Below are 15,171 nucleotides of genomic sequence, written 5' to 3'. Positions count from 1 at the left end.
CGGCTCGGCCACCGGCGCGCTTCGATTCAACCCTCTCCCGAAGCATGCTCCACCGCGCATTCAGCGCGCGACCGCCCCACGCCCCGTTCTGCTCGCCGCGCCAGTCAGGGAATACCCGATTCCGGTCACCGGCTCCGGCTTGTTATCATTCGTTCACATTCAAGTTGTATAGACAACTTGACGCATTCGAACCGGCCCCGCTCGCCAGGTTCGTCGCATAACGATATCGGAGACTCCTTGACGCCCTCTCCCGCCTAAAGGCGGAAGATTCCCACACCTGGCGATGCACGTCCGCATCGGAGAATGTTCAACGCAGCGTTGGTATCTCGATCATGTTCGACACCACAGTCACTACAGGCCCACTCTCTTATTCGCAGTCCCGCGATACCTTTCGGCCGCGTCGTGCTGTCTTTCGACCCGCACGACGAACAGGACTGGGTCGAACCGCTTTCGTCGACTTCCTCGAACGTGGCCCCGTGCGCGATCGCTTTGTAGCGGAGCTTGTTTCGGAAAGACGACCAGGATGCGTCGTAGACGCTCTTCGCCATCCTGGTCCTGGCGAGTTTGGTTGCCGACACGTTGCCGACCGCGATGTAATCGAAACGCCACACCAGCTCGAGCGCGAGCTTGTGCTGGAAATCGGCTCGGGCATTCGCGATCTTGGCGTGCAGCTTCGCGATATGTCGCTTGTGCTTTCGCGCCCGTTGCGCTTTCGCCAGCTTTTCCGCCGCTCGTCGACCGAACTGGTCATTGGGCAGTTTCTCGCCGGTCGAAAGTGTGGCGAAGTCTTTCAGGCCGAGATCAATGCCCACACCGGAACGGACCGGGCGAGCCTGAACATCCGGCATCTCGATCACGATGTTGAGAAACCAATTGCCGCGCGCATCCTGCGCAAAGTTGGTTCCATCCTTAATCTTGCCTTCGGGAAGCGGTCGACTGTTGAACACCCGAAAAGTATTTCCGGCAAAGCGAAACGCGCCGCCCTCGCGCTTCAGGTCACGCCCCTTCAGCGGCACCCAGCCCAGCGATTTCCTGCCGCGATAGCGCAGGTAGGGCCGACGGCGCTGGCTGCGCGACTTCGCGTATTGCTCGCACGTCGCGTTGACCGTACCGGAATGAATACCGAATTCCTTGCTGCTCCCCGTCGTCAGCACGTTCAAGTCGAATCCCGTCGGCCACTTCTTGCTCCACTTGAGCGCGTGCTTCTGCGTGTCGTTGCAGAAGTTCCAGACGTAGTTCACCGCGCGGCTCTGCTTGTTAAGCAGTCCGTTGAGCGATTTCACCCGGTAGCGGTAGACAAGGATCATGCCGGTGATCCTAACCCGTGGAAGAAGCTACCTGTCAACAGCACCCCTTTCCTTCCCGCCATCAATGGCGGAGTTTCGCGGAGCAAATTCTGATGAAAAACCTGCAGCGCCACCTGAGCGCGCGGCACATCCGCTTTCTCGCGCTGGGCTCGGCGATCGGCACGGGCCTGTTCTACGGTTCGGCGTCCGCGATCCAGCTCGCGGGCCCGGCCGTGATCCTCGCGTACATCCTGGGCGGCGCGGCCGTCTACATGGTGATGCGCGCGCTCGGCGAGATGGCCGTGCGCGAACCCGTCGCCGGCTCGTTCGGCCACTACGCGACCGAGAACCTCGGCCCGTTCGCGGGCTTTGTCACCGGCTGGACCTACACGCTCGAAATGGTGATCGTCGCGATCGCCGACATCACCGCATTCGGCATCTACATGGGTTTCTGGTTTCCGGACGTGCCGCAATGGATCTGGGTGCTCGGCGTCGTCGCGGTCATCTGCGGGCTGAACCTGTGCCACGTGAAGGTGTTCGGCGAGCTCGAATTCTGGCTGTCGATCATCAAGGTCGGCGCGATCGTCGCGATGATCGGCGGCGGCGTCGCGATCCTGCTGACCGGCATGCACTTCGGCCATTCGGCCGACGTGCCGACCTTTGCCAACCTGTGGAACCGTGGCGGCTTCTTCCCGAACGGCGTCGGCGGGCTGATCGCGTCGCTGTCGGTCGTGATCTTCGCGTACGGCGGGATCGAGGTGATCGGGATGAGCGCCGGCGAGGCGAAGGACCCGGAACGCGTGATTCCGCGCGCGATCAACGCGGTGCCCGCGCGGATCCTGCTGTTCTACGTACTGACGATGGTCGTGCTGATGTCGATCAGCCCGTGGACCGGCGTCGGCAGCGACGGCAGCCCGTTCGTGCAGATCTTCTCGGCGCTCGGCGTGAAGTCGGCCGCGACGATCCTGAATCTCGTCGTGATCAGCGCGGCGATCTCGGCGATCAACAGCGACATCTTCGGCGCGGGCCGGATGATGTTCGGGATGGCGCGGCAAGGCCAGGCGCCGCGCGTGCTGACGACGACGTCGCGCCACGGCGTGCCGTGGGTCACGGTGCTCGTGATGGCCGGCGCGCTGCTGGTCGGCGTGCTGCTCAACTACCTGATGCCGAAGGACGTCTTCCTGGTGGTCGCCGCGATCGCGACGTTCGCGACCGTGTGGGTCTGGCTGATGATCCTGCTGTCGCAGGTGGCGATGCGTCGCCGGCTGTCGAACGCCGAAGTCGCCGCGCTGAAGTTCAAGGTGCCGCTGTGGCCCGTCGCGCCGGCGCTGACGATCGCCTTCATGGGCTTCGTGATCGTGATGCTCGGCTGGTTCGACGATACGCGCGTCGCGCTCTACGTGGGCGCGGCGTGGCTCGCGCTGCTCGCGGCCGTGTTCTACGCACGGATCCGCCCGAAATTCGCCGCTGCGTCACGTTGACGCACGGCTGAGCTGCCGATGCGGCGCGCCGGTTCCGGCGCGTCTTCTGCCGTCCCGGTTCCGCGCGGCGCCCGTCGCGCCGGCAACCGCGGATCGACTCCGTTCACATGCCCCGCACGCGACCCGCCGGGCCGCGCACCGGCGCGTCAGTGCGACGCCGCGCTCGCGGCCTCGGCCGGATGGGCCTCGTCGTACGCGTGCTTCTGCGAAATCGCGTTGTACAGGATCGTCCCGATCACGAGCAGCACGGCCACGACGATCATGATGCTCACGTTGCGGACAGGGTTCTTCTTGCGCTGATCGTTCATGGTCGGTGCCGCTCCGTCAAATTCGTCGAAGCGGGCATTCTACGCGCTGGCGCCGCGCTGCGCCGCCCCGTTCGCCGGTCCCCGCCGCCGGCCGCTCTCCGGCTTTCCGCAAGCTTTCGTTTGTTAATCATTCCCATTTCGATTTAGAATCCAGCGTCTTTCATTTTGTAATGTTTCGGGTCGCGCGGGCGGCAGGCGCGCCGCGGAACGCTCCCTCGTCCACCTGCCGCACCGGAGTCTCCATGTCGAATCCGCGCACCCGCCTGCTGCCGCTCGCCGGCGCCCTCGCCCTGACCGCGGCCGCCTTCGCGCCGCTTGCCCACGCGGCCGAGGAAGTGAGCCTGTACACCACCCGCGAGCCGAAGCTGATCCAGCCGCTCATCGACGCGTTCACGAAGCAGAGCGGCGTCAAGGTCAACACGGTGTTCGTGAAGGACGGCCTGCTCGAGCGCGTGAAGGCGGAAGGCGCGCAGTCGCCGGCCGACGTGCTGATGACGGTCGACGTCGGCAACCTGCTCGACCTCGTCGACGGCGGCGTCACGCAACCGGTGCGCTCGAAGGCGCTCGACGACGCGATTCCCGCGAACCTGCGCGGCGCGAACGGCGACTGGTACGCGCTGTCGCTGCGCGACCGCGTGCTGTACGTCGAAAAGGACCTGAAGGTCGATGCGTTCCGCTACGAGGATCTCGCCGATCCGAAATGGAAGGGCAAGGTCTGCATCCGCTCGGGCCAGCATCCGTACAACACCGCGCTCGTCGCGGCGATGATCGCGCACGACGGCGAGGCCGCGACCGAGACATGGCTGCGCGGCGTGAAGGCCAACCTCGCGCGCAAGGCGACCGGCGGCGACCGCGACGTCGCGCGCGACATCCTCGGCGGCATCTGCGACGTCGGCCTCGCGAACGCTTACTACGTCGGCCATATGAAGAATGCGGAAGCCGGCAGCGATGCGCGCAAATGGGGCGACGCGATCAAGGTCGTGCGCCCGACGTTCGCGAACGCGAAAAGCGGCGGCACGCACGTGAACATCAGCGGCGCGACGGTGGCGAAGCACGCGCCGCACAAGGCCAATGCGGTGAAGCTGCTCGAATACCTGGTGTCGCCGGAGGCGCAGGCGCTGTATGCACAGGCGAACTACGAATATCCGGTGCGCGCGAACGTGAAGCTCGACCCGGTGATCGCGAGCTTCGGTACGCTGAAGGTCGACCCGCTGCCGCTCGCGGATATCGCGAAGCATCGCAAGCAGGCGAGCCAGCTCGTCGACAAGGTCGGCTTTGACAACTGACGCATCGCCTGCTGCCCGCGCCTGTCGCGAGCCGCGCGGTCCGCGACCGCGCGTGCGACCGCGCGCGGGCAGCCTGTGGCTGCTCGCGGCGCTGACGATCGCCGCGGCGGTCGCGGCGCCGCTCGCGGTGCTCGTGGCCGCCGCGTTCGACGCCGATCTCGCGCACTGGCGGCATCTCGCCGAATTCGTGCTGCCGCAGGCGCTCGTCAATACGCTGCTGCTGCTCGCCGGGGTCGGCACCATCGTGTCGATCGTCGGCACCGGCTGCGCATGGCTCGTCACCGCGTACGATTTTCCCGGCCGCCGGATCCTGACCTGGGCGCTGCTGCTGCCGCTCGCGGTCCCCACCTACATCGTCGCGTTCGCGTATCTCGACCTGCTGCATCCGATCGGCCCGGTGCAAGGCGCGATCCGCTGGCTGCTCGGCTTCGACAGCCCGCGCCAGTTCCGCCTGCCCGACCTGCGCTCGCTGCCCGGCGCGATCTTCGTGCTCGGCTTCGTACTGTATCCGTACGTCTATCTGAGCACGCGCGCGATGTTCGTCACCCAATCCGCAAGCCTGCTCGAAGCCGCGCGCACGCTCGGCGCCGGCCGCGTCGCGACGTTCTGGCGCGTCGTCGTGCCGCTCGCCCGGCCGGCAATCGCGGTCGGCGTGAGCCTCGCGCTGCTCGAAACGCTGAACGATATCGGCGCGTCGGAGTTCCTCGGCGTGCAGACGCTGACCGTGTCCGTCTATACGACGTGGATCACGCGCTCCGATCTCGCCGGCGCCGCGCAGATCGCACTCGCGATGCTCGCGATCGTCGTCGGCATGATCGCGCTCGAACGTTACGGGCGCCGCCGCCAGCGCTACGCGCACGGCCGGCGCATGCGTCCGATCGCGCCGCGCCGCCTGACCGGCCCGGCCGCGCTGGGCGCCGCGGTGCTCGGCTGGCTGCCCGTCCTGCTCGGTTTCGGCGCGCCGGCCGCATACCTCGCGGTCGAAACGGCCAAGCGGCTGCACGTCGTCGGCGGCGTGTCCGCGCAACTGATGACGGGGCTCGCGAACACGCTGACGATCGCGACCGCCGCTACCGCCGCGACGCTCGCGTGCGGGCTCGTCGTCGCGTGGGCCGCGCGCACGCAACGCGACAGCGCCCGCGCGGGCCCTGCCCGCCTGTGCGCGCGGATCGCGAGCCTCGGCTACGCGGTGCCGGGCACCGTGCTCGCGATCGGCCTGCTGATGCCGTTCGCGGCGGCCGACCGGCTGTTCGGCGCGGCGCTCGGCCGCGACGGGCTGCTGCTGATGGGCTCGGCCACCGCGCTCGCGATCGCCTATACGGTGCGCTTTCTCGCGATCCCGGCCGGCGGCATCGAGGCCGGCCTCGCGCGCATTCCGCCGTCGCTCGAACAGGCCGCGCGCTCGCTCGGCGAGACGGCCGGCGGCACGCTGCGCCGCGTCCACCTGCCGCTGTTGCGGCCCGCGCTCACGACGAGCGCGCTGCTGGTGTTCGTCGACGCGATGAAGGAATTGCCGGCCACGCTGCTGCTGCGCCCGCTGAACTTCGACACGCTCGCGACCTGGCTGTATGCGGAAGCCGCGCGCGGCACCTATGAAGAAGGCGCGGTCGCCGCGCTCGCGATCGTGGTGGCCGGGCTCGTGCCCGTGATCCTGCTCGCCCGCACCCGCCACAAGATCGGAGCCTGACACCGTGAACCTGCTCGAACTCGACGACCTCTGCATCGCCTACGACACGCCGCACGGCCGCCGCACCGTGGTCGACGGCCTGAGCCTCGCGCTGCCGCGCGGCGAGATCGGCTGCCTGCTCGGCGCGTCCGGCTGCGGCAAGACCACCGTGCTGCGCGCGATCGCCGGCTTCGAGCCCGTGCGCATGGGGCGTATCGTGCTGGACGGCACGCCGGTCGCGGCGCCGTCGCTCGACGTGCCGCCCGAGCGACGGCGGATCGGCCTGATGTTCCAGGATTACGCGCTGTTCCCGCACCTGAGCGCGGCCGACAACGTCGCGTTCGGACTGCGGCGCATGCCGAAGGCCGAACGGCGCCTGCGCGTCGCGGAGTTGCTCGACCTCGTCGGCCTCGCCGATGCCGGCGACGCCTATCCGCACGAACTGTCGGGCGGCCAGCAGCAGCGCGTCGCGCTCGCGCGCGCACTCGCGCCGTCGCCGGAATTGCTGCTGCTCGACGAGCCGTTCTCGAACCTCGACGTCGATACGCGCGAGCGGCTCGCGTTCGAGCTGCGCGACATCCTGAAGCGTACGGGCCACACCGCGATCCTCGTCACGCACAACCAGGCGGAAGCGTTCGCGATCGCCGACCGGATCGGCGTGATGAAGGACGGCCAACTCGCGCAATGGGATACGCCGCACGCGCTGCATCATCATCCGGCCAGCCCGTTCGTCGCGGATTTCGTGCGCCGCGACGCGCTGGCCGACGAACGCGCACGCGCGCTGGCGCGCGGCCGCTGAAGCCGCGCCGCCGACGCGATGGCGCGGCGGCGTGCCCGTCAGGCCGGCTCGGCCAGATCGCGCACGGGCAGCGCGGTCGAATACTTGATCTGCTCCATCGCGAACGACGAACTGACGTCGAACAGCGGCACCGTGCGAATCAGTTGCTTGTACACGCGGTCGTAGTCGTCGATGCCGGCCACGACGACGCGCAGCAGGTAATCGGTCTCGCCGCTCATCCGGTAGACCTCGACTACTTCCGGCATGTCGCGCACCGCCTGCGTGAAGCGCTGCGCCCACTCCTCGGTATGCTGGTTCGTGCGGATCGCGACGAACACGGTCGTGCCGACCCCGAGCTTGCGCGGATCGCACAGCGCAACCTGCGCGCGAATCGCGCCGGTTTCCTTCAGCCGCTGCACGCGCTTCCAGCACGGCGTCTGCGACAGGTTCACGCGCTGTGCCAGCTCCGCGATCGGCAGCGTGGCATCCGCCTGCAGCAGCTCCAGCAGCTTGCGATCGATGGCGTCCATTTCTCCATTCCCTCGTCGATAGAAATTTATTCTATTCATCCTGCCCGACGGGGAACGATATGAAAACTGTCTTGGCGCGTCGACCGGTGTAAATACCGATCCGTCACGCAGTCGCCGCGCCAAAGAAACAGGCGACGCCACCCGACAGGGCGGAATCGCCTGAATTTGCCGGCGCGTCGCGGCTTGCGCGTCGCGCGCGCCCCGGCCGGCGCTCACACGCGGCCGGCCGTCATGCCGCTCAAATACTGCTCAATACGCGACCGTCGCGATCTCGCGCACGAAGCCGTCCTGCTCGAGCGCGTCGACGAACGCGACCGCGTAGTCTTCCGCCGAGATCTTGCTGTTGCCTTGCGCGTCCACGATCAGCTTGCCGACGCCCGTGCGGAACGTGCCCGTGCGCTCGCCCGGCGCGATCAGCGCGGCCGGCGCGAAGAAGGTCCAGTCGAGATCGGCGACCGTCTTCAGGAAGTCGAGCGCGTCGCGGTGCGCGAGCGCGACCGCCTTGTACGCTTCGGGGAAACCTTCGGTGTCGACGAGCTGCTTGCCCGGCGCGACTTCGAGCGAACCTGCACCGCCCACCACGACGAGCCGCTTCAAACCGGCCTGACGCGTGCCGGCGACCAGCGCCTTCGCAACCGCGACGACCTTCGCCGCGTCGTCCTGCTTCGGGCCGTACGCGCTTGCGACGACGTCATGGCCCGGCAGCGCGGCCGCGATGCTGGCCGCATCGAACAGGTCGGCCGCCTTCGCAGTGATGCCGTCGCCGGATGCGCCCGGATGGCGCGACAGCGCCGTGACACGGTGGCCACGCCGCACGGCTTCCGCCGCGATGCGCGAGCCGATCATGCCGGTGGCGCCGAACAGCGCGATATTCAACGAACGTTGCGTCATATCGATTCTCCAGAGTTGAAAATATGTAACACAATTAATTACATATAAGACCGAAAAAAAACGGGGCGAAGCCCCCGTTGCGCCGATCGCCGCGCGTACGCGCCGTCCGGCTTCCTGCCCTGCCTGCCGACGGTCAATCGCCGTCGGCACCCGCCATCGATTACCCGCCGGCGCGCGCCGCCCGTTGCGTGCGCTGCTCCCGATCCAGCATGTCGGCCGTCACGTCGACGAGCGTGCGTATGGCGAGCGACGCCTCCATCGCGCGCTGCGCGTCGCCGATATAGCCCGTCAGCACGCCCTGGATGTGCCGCCCGACGAGACACGCCGGATTCGGCGCCTCGCGGTGCAGCGCGAACAGCTGCGCATCGTCGACCGCGCGATACACGTCGAGCAGCGTGATCTCGCTCGGCTCGCGCGCCAGCAGCGCACCGCCGCCCGCGCCGAGCTGCGACGTCGTCAGCCCTGCGGCCGCCAGCATCGACAACAACCGGCGAATCAGCGCCGGATTCGTATTCACGCTGCCCGCGATGATGTCGGACGACAACGGCACGCCTTCCTGCATCGACAGCAAGGCGAGCACGTGGACGGCAAACGCGAACCGGCTGCTGGTATTCATTCGTGACTCACTCGGCGACGCCGGCCCGACCCGCAACCGGCGACATATGTAACCATCATAATTACAATTCGCGGATCATGCAAGCCCGCGTCATTCGCCGCTCGCGGGTTTCGTCCCCGAGGCGCCCTGCTGGCTCCACTGCTGGAGTTTCTTGCCGGCTTCGGCGATCTTCGCGCCCGCTTCGGAAGCCGCATGCGCGACGACCGCGGACGCCGCCGCGTCGATCTGCGCCTGCGCGGCCGACGCGAGGCCGCTGGCGGACAACGGCGGCACGGCCGACGCCGCGGACGCGAGGCCGGCCTTCGCCGCGTTGATCTGTTGATTGACGGTGCTTGCCACCTGGTCGAGCGCCTTGGCCGCATGGTTCGCGGCGTCGGCCGCCGCGCTGGCGGCCGTATCGGGTTGGGCGGCCGGCGTGCCGGACTTCTCGCAGCCCGCGAGCAACAGCAGCGCACCGGCGGCCACGGCCGCCAGCACGAACCCGGGCGCGCGACGCGCCCGCGATGTCTTCATGTTCATCAGCAATCTCCGGCCGCGCATGGCGCGACCTCGTGGTTGGACCGGGGTTGATGATACCGCCTGTGGAACAGGCCCAATGACGACCCACCATTAAAAATGCCTTTCAATTTCGGACTCGTCTGATTCAATCGCACGCGCCACGCCTCTAAAGTGGGCACGCTTCGATCCGCTTCGTACGTGCCCCTTTCCCTCGTCATGGCTTTCCTCGTTGATTGGCTCATCGCCCTGGCCGCGCTGCTCGCGGCCACCCTGTTCCTGTGTCTGCGCGCGCCGTCGGCGCGCCGCCTCGCCGCATCCGGGCGGCCGCGCCGCATCGCCTGTGCGCGCCTGCTCGCGCAGGCCGTGATCGGCTTCTGGACGGCCGCGCTGATCGTCGCGCAAGGCATCCTCGGCGCCGATGGCGACGGGCAGTCCCTCGCCAGCTTCGCCGCGCTCGCGTTCGCCGCGCTCGGGCTGGCGACCGTCGCCGCCTACTGGTCCGCGTGCGCGCTGCGGCTGCGCCGGCCGCCCACGCTGTTCGAGCGCCACTGACGCGCCAGATCGGTGCGCGCCTCGCGCCGGCGCGCACCGCTTCATTCGTCATACGCACCAGTTCGGCACGCATCGCACCACGCACGTGCACCCGACGCGCTGCGCGGCCGGCGGCGGTCACGCCCCGATCCCGTGCACGATTCACCGGAATGCCGCATCGCGCGGGTCTCCCGGCACCAATTCCACGCAGCCGTTCACCACGTTGGCTCGATACTTGCGTTCCTCGCCCGTTTTTTGCGCAAGGAAGCCACGGCATGGATGGTCTGAAATCCGGCGTCGACACACTGTTCCTGTTGATCGGTGCCGTCATGGTGCTCGCAATGCACGCGGGCTTCGCATTTCTCGAACTCGGCACGGTTCGCAAGAAGAACCAGGTCAACGCGCTCGTGAAGATCCTGGTCGACTTCTCGGTGTCGACGCTCGCGTATTTCCTGATCGGCTACACGATCGCGTACGGCGTCGAATTCTTCGACGACATCGGCACGCTGTCGCAGCACAACGGCTACGCGCTCGTGCGGTTCTTCTTCCTGCTGACGTTCGCGGCGGCGATCCCGGCGATCGTGTCCGGCGGCATCGCCGAGCGCGCGAAGTTCAATCCGCAGCTCGTCGCGACGCTGATCATCGTCGGTTTCATCTATCCGTTCTTCGAAGGCGTCGCGTGGAACGAGCGCTACGGCGTGCAAGCGTGGCTCACGCACGCGTTCGGCGCGCCGTTCCACGACTTCGCGGGCTCGGTCGTCGTGCATGCGTTCGGCGGCTGGGTCGCGCTGCCGGCCGTGCTGCTGCTCGGCGCGCGCCACGGCCGCTATGCGAAGGACGGCCGGATCGCCGCGCATCCGCCGTCGAACATCCCGTTCCTCGCGCTCGGCGCGTGGGTGCTCGCGGTCGGGTGGTTCGGTTTCAACGTGATGAGCGCGCAGACGCTCGACAAGATCAGCGGCCTCGTCGCGGTGAACTCGCTGATGGCGATGGTCGGCGGCACGCTCGCGGCATGGATGGCCGGCCGCAACGACCCGGGCTTCACGTACAACGGGCCGCTCGCGGGCCTCGTCGCGGTCTGCGCGGGCTCCGACGTGATGCACCCGATCGGCGCGCTCGTCACCGGCGCCGCGGCCGGGGCGCTGTTCGTCGCGATGTTCACCTGCGTACAGAACCGCTGGCGCATCGACGACGTGCTCGGCGTCTGGCCGCTGCACGGGATGTGCGGCGCGCTCGGCGGCCTCGCGGCCGGCGTGTTCGGGCTGCCGGCGCTCGGCGGTCTCGGCGGCGTGTCGTTCCTGTCGCAGCTCGTCGGCACGCTTGGCGGCATCGCGATCGCGACCGCGGGCGGCACGCTCGTCTACGGCGTGCTGAAGGCGACCGTCGGCCTGCGTCTCGATCGCGAAGCCGAATTCGACGGCGCGGACCTGTCGATCCACCGCATCTCGGCCACGCCCGAGCGCGACTGAGCGCAAACGCTTGCGACCGGCGTCCGTCAGCTCACCGAACGGACGCCCGACGCATCATTACGTTTCCGATTCAAAAAACTTTCATCTAGCGTCCTTACACTTCGGTCCAGTTTTCAATCCGCCTTCACGAAGCTTGCCGCTCGCCTGCTTCGCGAAGGCCATGCTTCCAACAACCGAAACTGGACTCCACATGCCCGCGTTGCCCAATGCTTCCCGTCGTCAGGCCCTGAAGATCCTCGCCGGCGCGCCGATGCTTCCCCTTTCCGGCCTCGCGCTGCCGGCCCTGCTGACGGGTTGCGGCGGCGACGACGATCCCGCGTCGACGCCGGTCGCCGCCGCCTATACGTCGGCGGCATTCTCGGCGATGGCCGCGCCGACGCTCGACAACGCGGCCGCGATGGCCACGACGACGGTTGGCTCGACGCTGGCGGTGTCGTTCTCGGACGGCTCGTCGCGCAACTTCAAGCTCGCGTACAAGCCGTTCTTCGTGACCGGCGACATGGTGCCGGACGGCAACGGCGGCACGACGCTCGCGGGCGGCTACTACGACATCAACAACCAGCCGATCATCGATCGCTCGGTCGCCGGCAAGGAACGCCAGTTCTATTCCGACTGCCCGGACGGCAGCTCGCTGCTGACGCTGAAGAACGCCACCGTGCCCGGCGTGAAGGGCAACGCGGTGTTCGCGGTCGTGCAGTTCGAATACACGACGCGCGACCAGGCGAGCGCATCGCAGTACGGCCAGCTGCCGTCGCCGATCGCGGTGATCACGCTCGACCAGGACCCGGCCACCGGCGCGCTGAAGGTCGTGAAGTACCACAACGTCGACACGTCGAAGGCGCACGGCCTGTGGATCACCTGCGGCGCGAGCCTGTCGCCGTGGGGCACGCACCTGTCGAGCGAGGAATACGAGCCGGACGCGACGAAGGCCGCGACCGACGCGCAGTTCAAGGCATTCAGCAAGAACACGTTCGGCGACGAGACGAAGGCGAACCCCTACCACTACGGCCACCTGCCCGAGATCACCGTGAATCCGGACGGCACCGGCACCGTGAAGAAGCACTACTGCCTCGGCCGCATCTCGCACGAGCTGATCCAGGTGATGCCGGACCAGCGCACCGTGATGATGGGCGACGACGCGACCAACGGCGGCCTGTTCATGTTCGTCGCGGACAAGGCGGCCGACCTGTCGGCCGGCACGCTGTACGTCGCGAAGTGGACGCAGACGTCGTCCGCCGGCGCGGGCACCGCGACGCTCACGTGGATCAGGATCGGCCACGCGACCAGCAGCGAGATCGAAGCGCTCGCGAACACGCTGAAGGCGTCGGACATCATGGACCTCGCGACCGTCGACCCGAACGATGCGAGCTACACGAAGATCCATTTCGGCGGCAAGTTCAACTGGATGCGCGTGAAGCCGGGGATGGAAAAGGCGGCCGCGTTCCTCGAGACGCACCGCTACGCGGCGCTCATCGGCGGCAGCATGGCGTTCACGAAGCTCGAAGGCACGACCGTGAACGCGAAGGACAAGATCGTCTACACGGCGATGTCGCGGATCGAGACGTCGATGGTCAAGGGCAACGCGGTGTCGCGCGACGTCGCGGTCGACAAGAAGATCGCCGCGGGCGCCGTCTACGCACTCAACCTGAAGGCCGGCCAGCGCGACACGACGGGCGCCGCGATCGACAGCGAATGGGTGCCGGTCGACATGGGCGCGCCGGCCGCGCTGGTCGGCGAGGATCTCGCCGCGGCCGACGCGCTCGGCAACCTCGCGAACCCGGACAAGATCGCGAATCCGGACAATCTGAAGTTCTCCGAAAAGCTGCGCACGCTGTTCATCGGCGAAGACTCGGGGATGCACGTGAACAACTTCCTGTGGGCCTACAACGTCGACACGAAGTCGCTCGCGCGCGTGCTGTCGTGCCCGGCCGGCGCCGAATCGACGGGCCTGCACGCGGTCGACGAAATCAACGGCTGGACGTACATCATGAGCAACTTCCAGCACGTGGGCGACTGGGAATCGCCGCTGCACGACAAGGTCAAGCCGACGCTCGACCCGCTCGTGCGCGCGAACTACAAGGATCGCTTCGGCGCCAGCGTCGGCTACCTGACGGCCGAGCAGACCAGCATCAAGCTCGCGAAGGGCTGACCGGCCACGCACGAGGGGCGTGGCTCGCCAGCCGGGCACGCCCGACCGGGCCCCTTTCTTCATCATCGTTCATTCGTCGGCGCTCCACGCCGTTTCACGCGCGATGCCCACTGCGGGCATCGCGCTTTTTTTTGCGTGGGCGAATCGTGCAAGCGGCGCAAACGGCACGCGCAAGCAGGCGCGAAACCGCCAGGACGGGGCGTTTGCGGCGATCGGGGGATAATACGGGCCTGACGCGTCCGGGCGGACGGTCGGAAAGACAGGCAAAAAAAAGCGCCACGGAGACCGTGGCGCTAAAAAAGTTCTAGCCATTCCGAGGGCCGTGCTAGAACCTGAGAGACTGCGCGAAACATCGTTGCCGGTTAAACTCTTGAAACGATGTTTCGAAAACGTGAGACATTCTTTCCGTTTCCGCCCGACAAGTCAAGCGGTATTTGCACCGGTTCATGCACTTTCCGGCAATGCTCCTTTGAGCGTTTTCCTAATAAACCAAGGGTGAACCCGTAAAATCTCATCCAATGACCGGTTTGCCCGCGGAACATGCATCCTTTGACAATAGTCCTACAATACCAACAAAATTGAAATCGAGTTTCGGAATTAGAGAGAATCCCTCGTGTCGACACCTGTAACCTCTCCCGCGTCGCGGGACCGTGAATCGTCGCCCGACGAGATCACCGCCCTTGCCCGCGGCCTCGCCGTGCTGCGCCGCATCGCGGCTGCCGACGCGCCCGTCAGCAACCGCGAACTGACCGAATTGACCGGCATCCCGAAGCCGACCGTCTCGCGCATCACCGCGACGCTCGTCAGCGCCGGCTTCCTGTTCCAGTTGCCCGACAGCGAGCGCTTCGTGCTGACCGCGTCGGTGCTCGAACTGAGCCACGGTTTCCTGCGCAACTTCGACATCCGCGCGCGTTCGCGGCCGTTCATGATCGAGCTGGCCGAGCGCACGTCGCTGTCCGTGCACCTCGCGGTGCGCGACCGGCTCGACATGGTCGCGATCGACGTGATCCGCCCGCGCTCGGCCGTGCTCGTCACGCGCCTCGAGATCGGCTCGCGGATGGACATCGCGCGTACGGCCGTGGGCCGCGCGTATCTCGCCGCGCTCGAGGACGACGAGCGCCGCCAGCTGCTCGAGTCGCTGCGCACCACGGCCGGCGACGACTGGCCGCACGTATCCGCCCGCCTGACGCCCGCGCTCGACGAAGCGATGCGCGACGGCCACGCGATCGCGATCGGCGAATGGCGCGAAGGCCTGAATGCGGTCGCGGCCGGTTTCGTCGGCCCGTCGGGCCAGCGCTATTCGGTGAATTGCGGCGGCGCGTCGCACCAGTGTCCGCCCGAATGGCTGCAGCAGCACGTGGTGCCCGCGCTGCAGGAATGCATCACGAAAATCACCCGCGAAATCGGCGGCGCGCCGGCCCGGCGCATCGGCCTGTAACCGTTTCGTCATCGCGCCGTCGCGTTGTGTAACGACCGTAACCCGTTGAAAGATAGACCGCTGGACTGTAACGGGGACGGCACGTAGGATCATGCCCATCGTCGCGCCGCATTCGCGGTGCGCACCGCTCTTTTCCCGCGCGGATCGGCGGGGCCCCGGACCGAGCCGGGCCGCCCCGTCCCGTCACCCGCACGCCCACGCGCAGCCGAGCAGCCCGATTTCCGGCCCGCCGCGCCGTCTTCCT

The 15,171-nt window shown here is 67.4% G+C and carries 14 protein-coding genes; 8 read left to right on the top strand and 6 right to left on the bottom strand.

What is annotated here, in order from left to right; translation table 11 throughout:
* Nucleotides 1–254: 254 nt before the first annotated feature.
* Entirely contained in the window at nucleotides 255–1,307 is a 1,053-nt protein-coding gene (locus tag GJG85_RS05995) for an RNA-guided endonuclease TnpB family protein (RefSeq protein WP_204383747.1), read from the bottom strand.
* Nucleotides 1,308–1,399: 92 nt separating this feature from the next.
* On the opposite strand from GJG85_RS05995, the gene GJG85_RS05990 reads away from it, so the two are divergent.
* Nucleotides 1,400–2,767 carry an amino acid permease gene (locus GJG85_RS05990; RefSeq protein WP_050011359.1) on the top strand — a complete coding sequence of 456 codons (1,368 nt, stop codon included), beginning with the start codon at nucleotides 1,400–1,402 and terminating at the stop codon, nucleotides 2,765–2,767.
* Between the two features lie 146 nt (nucleotides 2,768–2,913).
* Here GJG85_RS05990 and GJG85_RS05985 read toward each other — a convergent pair whose 3' ends face one another.
* On the bottom strand, nucleotides 2,914–3,075 hold the full coding sequence (locus GJG85_RS05985; RefSeq protein WP_204383745.1) for a hypothetical protein: 162 nt from the start codon (nucleotides 3,073–3,075) through the stop codon (nucleotides 2,914–2,916).
* Between the two features lie 242 nt (nucleotides 3,076–3,317).
* Here GJG85_RS05985 and GJG85_RS05980 point away from each other — a divergent pair, with 242 nt between their 5' ends.
* From GJG85_RS05980 to GJG85_RS05970, 3 genes are read left to right on the top strand one after another with little or no spacing between them, the layout of a single operon-like run.
* Nucleotides 3,318–4,361 carry a Fe(3+) ABC transporter substrate-binding protein gene (locus GJG85_RS05980; protein ID WP_050011360.1) on the top strand — a complete coding sequence of 348 codons (1,044 nt, stop codon included), beginning with the start codon at nucleotides 3,318–3,320 and terminating at the stop codon, nucleotides 4,359–4,361.
* A 52-nt stretch (nucleotides 4,362–4,413) separates the two neighbouring features.
* Nucleotides 4,414–6,048, top strand: coding sequence for an iron ABC transporter permease (locus GJG85_RS05975; RefSeq protein WP_239468932.1), 1,635 nt, complete (start codon nucleotides 4,414–4,416; stop codon nucleotides 6,046–6,048).
* Nucleotides 6,049–6,052: 4 nt separating this feature from the next.
* Nucleotides 6,053–6,826: an ABC transporter ATP-binding protein gene (locus tag GJG85_RS05970; RefSeq protein WP_124629973.1), complete on the top strand. Its 774-nt coding sequence runs from the start codon at nucleotides 6,053–6,055 to the stop codon at nucleotides 6,824–6,826.
* A 38-nt stretch (nucleotides 6,827–6,864) separates the two neighbouring features.
* On the opposite strand, the gene GJG85_RS05965 is transcribed toward GJG85_RS05970, so the two are convergent.
* The 4 genes from GJG85_RS05965 to GJG85_RS05950 form a co-directional block, all read right to left on the bottom strand.
* Nucleotides 6,865–7,335, bottom strand: a complete 471-nt coding sequence (locus tag GJG85_RS05965) for an Lrp/AsnC family transcriptional regulator (RefSeq protein WP_006484401.1) — start codon at nucleotides 7,333–7,335, stop codon at nucleotides 6,865–6,867.
* 249 nt (nucleotides 7,336–7,584) lie between these two features.
* The gene (locus GJG85_RS05960) at nucleotides 7,585–8,226 is read right to left on the bottom strand and encodes an NAD(P)H-binding protein (RefSeq protein ID WP_050011363.1); all 642 of its coding nucleotides are present in this window, start codon (nucleotides 8,224–8,226) and stop codon (nucleotides 7,585–7,587) included.
* Nucleotides 8,227–8,386: 160 nt separating this feature from the next.
* Complete coding sequence (locus tag GJG85_RS05955; RefSeq protein WP_204383743.1) at nucleotides 8,387–8,842, bottom strand: Rrf2 family transcriptional regulator; 456 nt, start codon at nucleotides 8,840–8,842, stop codon at nucleotides 8,387–8,389.
* Nucleotides 8,843–8,932: 90 nt separating this feature from the next.
* Complete coding sequence (locus GJG85_RS05950) at nucleotides 8,933–9,361, bottom strand: hypothetical protein (protein ID WP_050011365.1); 429 nt, start codon at nucleotides 9,359–9,361, stop codon at nucleotides 8,933–8,935.
* 195 nt (nucleotides 9,362–9,556) lie between these two features.
* On the opposite strand from GJG85_RS05950, the gene GJG85_RS05945 reads away from it, so the two are divergent.
* The 4 genes from GJG85_RS05945 to GJG85_RS05930 all read left to right on the top strand — a co-directional run bounded on the left by GJG85_RS05945 (nucleotide 9,557) and on the right by GJG85_RS05930 (nucleotide 14,927).
* The gene (locus tag GJG85_RS05945; RefSeq protein ID WP_050011366.1) at nucleotides 9,557–9,892 is read left to right on the top strand and encodes a hypothetical protein; all 336 of its coding nucleotides are present in this window, start codon (nucleotides 9,557–9,559) and stop codon (nucleotides 9,890–9,892) included.
* A gap of 254 nt (nucleotides 9,893–10,146) precedes the next feature.
* The gene (locus tag GJG85_RS05940) at nucleotides 10,147–11,340 is read left to right on the top strand and encodes an ammonium transporter (RefSeq protein WP_050011367.1); all 1,194 of its coding nucleotides are present in this window, start codon (nucleotides 10,147–10,149) and stop codon (nucleotides 11,338–11,340) included.
* 190 nt (nucleotides 11,341–11,530) lie between these two features.
* Entirely contained in the window at nucleotides 11,531–13,489 is a 1,959-nt protein-coding gene (locus GJG85_RS05935; RefSeq protein WP_050011368.1) for an alkaline phosphatase PhoX, read from the top strand.
* Nucleotides 13,490–14,102: 613 nt separating this feature from the next.
* Nucleotides 14,103–14,927, top strand: a complete 825-nt coding sequence (locus tag GJG85_RS05930; protein WP_176016606.1) for an IclR family transcriptional regulator — start codon at nucleotides 14,103–14,105, stop codon at nucleotides 14,925–14,927.
* Nucleotides 14,928–15,171 lie beyond the last annotated feature (244 nt).

Source organism: Burkholderia sp. MS389 (assembly GCF_016899425.1).
GTDB lineage: Bacteria > Pseudomonadota > Gammaproteobacteria > Burkholderiales > Burkholderiaceae > Burkholderia > Burkholderia sola.
The sequence above is the reverse complement of the archived record's forward strand: the minus strand, read 5'-3'. Positions and strand labels throughout refer to the sequence as shown.

Excerpts from the sequence above, each read along its gene's own strand:
- GJG85_RS05995 (WP_204383747.1), bottom strand. The coding sequence starts at position 1,307 with ATGATCCTTGTCTACCGCTACCGGGTGAAATCGCTCAACGGACTGCTT.
- GJG85_RS05990 (WP_050011359.1), top strand. The coding sequence starts at position 1,400 with ATGAAAAACCTGCAGCGCCACCTGAGCGCGCGGCACATCCGCTTTCTC.
- GJG85_RS05985 (WP_204383745.1), bottom strand. The coding sequence starts at position 3,075 with ATGAACGATCAGCGCAAGAAGAACCCTGTCCGCAACGTGAGCATCATG.
- GJG85_RS05980 (WP_050011360.1), top strand. The coding sequence starts at position 3,318 with ATGTCGAATCCGCGCACCCGCCTGCTGCCGCTCGCCGGCGCCCTCGCC.
- GJG85_RS05965 (WP_006484401.1), bottom strand. The coding sequence starts at position 7,335 with ATGGACGCCATCGATCGCAAGCTGCTGGAGCTGCTGCAGGCGGATGCC.
- GJG85_RS05960 (WP_050011363.1), bottom strand. The coding sequence starts at position 8,226 with ATGACGCAACGTTCGTTGAATATCGCGCTGTTCGGCGCCACCGGCATG.
- GJG85_RS05955 (WP_204383743.1), bottom strand. The coding sequence starts at position 8,842 with ATGAATACCAGCAGCCGGTTCGCGTTTGCCGTCCACGTGCTCGCCTTG.
- GJG85_RS05950 (WP_050011365.1), bottom strand. The coding sequence starts at position 9,361 with ATGAACATGAAGACATCGCGGGCGCGTCGCGCGCCCGGGTTCGTGCTG.
- GJG85_RS05945 (WP_050011366.1), top strand. The coding sequence starts at position 9,557 with ATGGCTTTCCTCGTTGATTGGCTCATCGCCCTGGCCGCGCTGCTCGCG.
- GJG85_RS05940 (WP_050011367.1), top strand. The coding sequence starts at position 10,147 with ATGGATGGTCTGAAATCCGGCGTCGACACACTGTTCCTGTTGATCGGT.
- GJG85_RS05935 (WP_050011368.1), top strand. The coding sequence starts at position 11,531 with ATGCCCGCGTTGCCCAATGCTTCCCGTCGTCAGGCCCTGAAGATCCTC.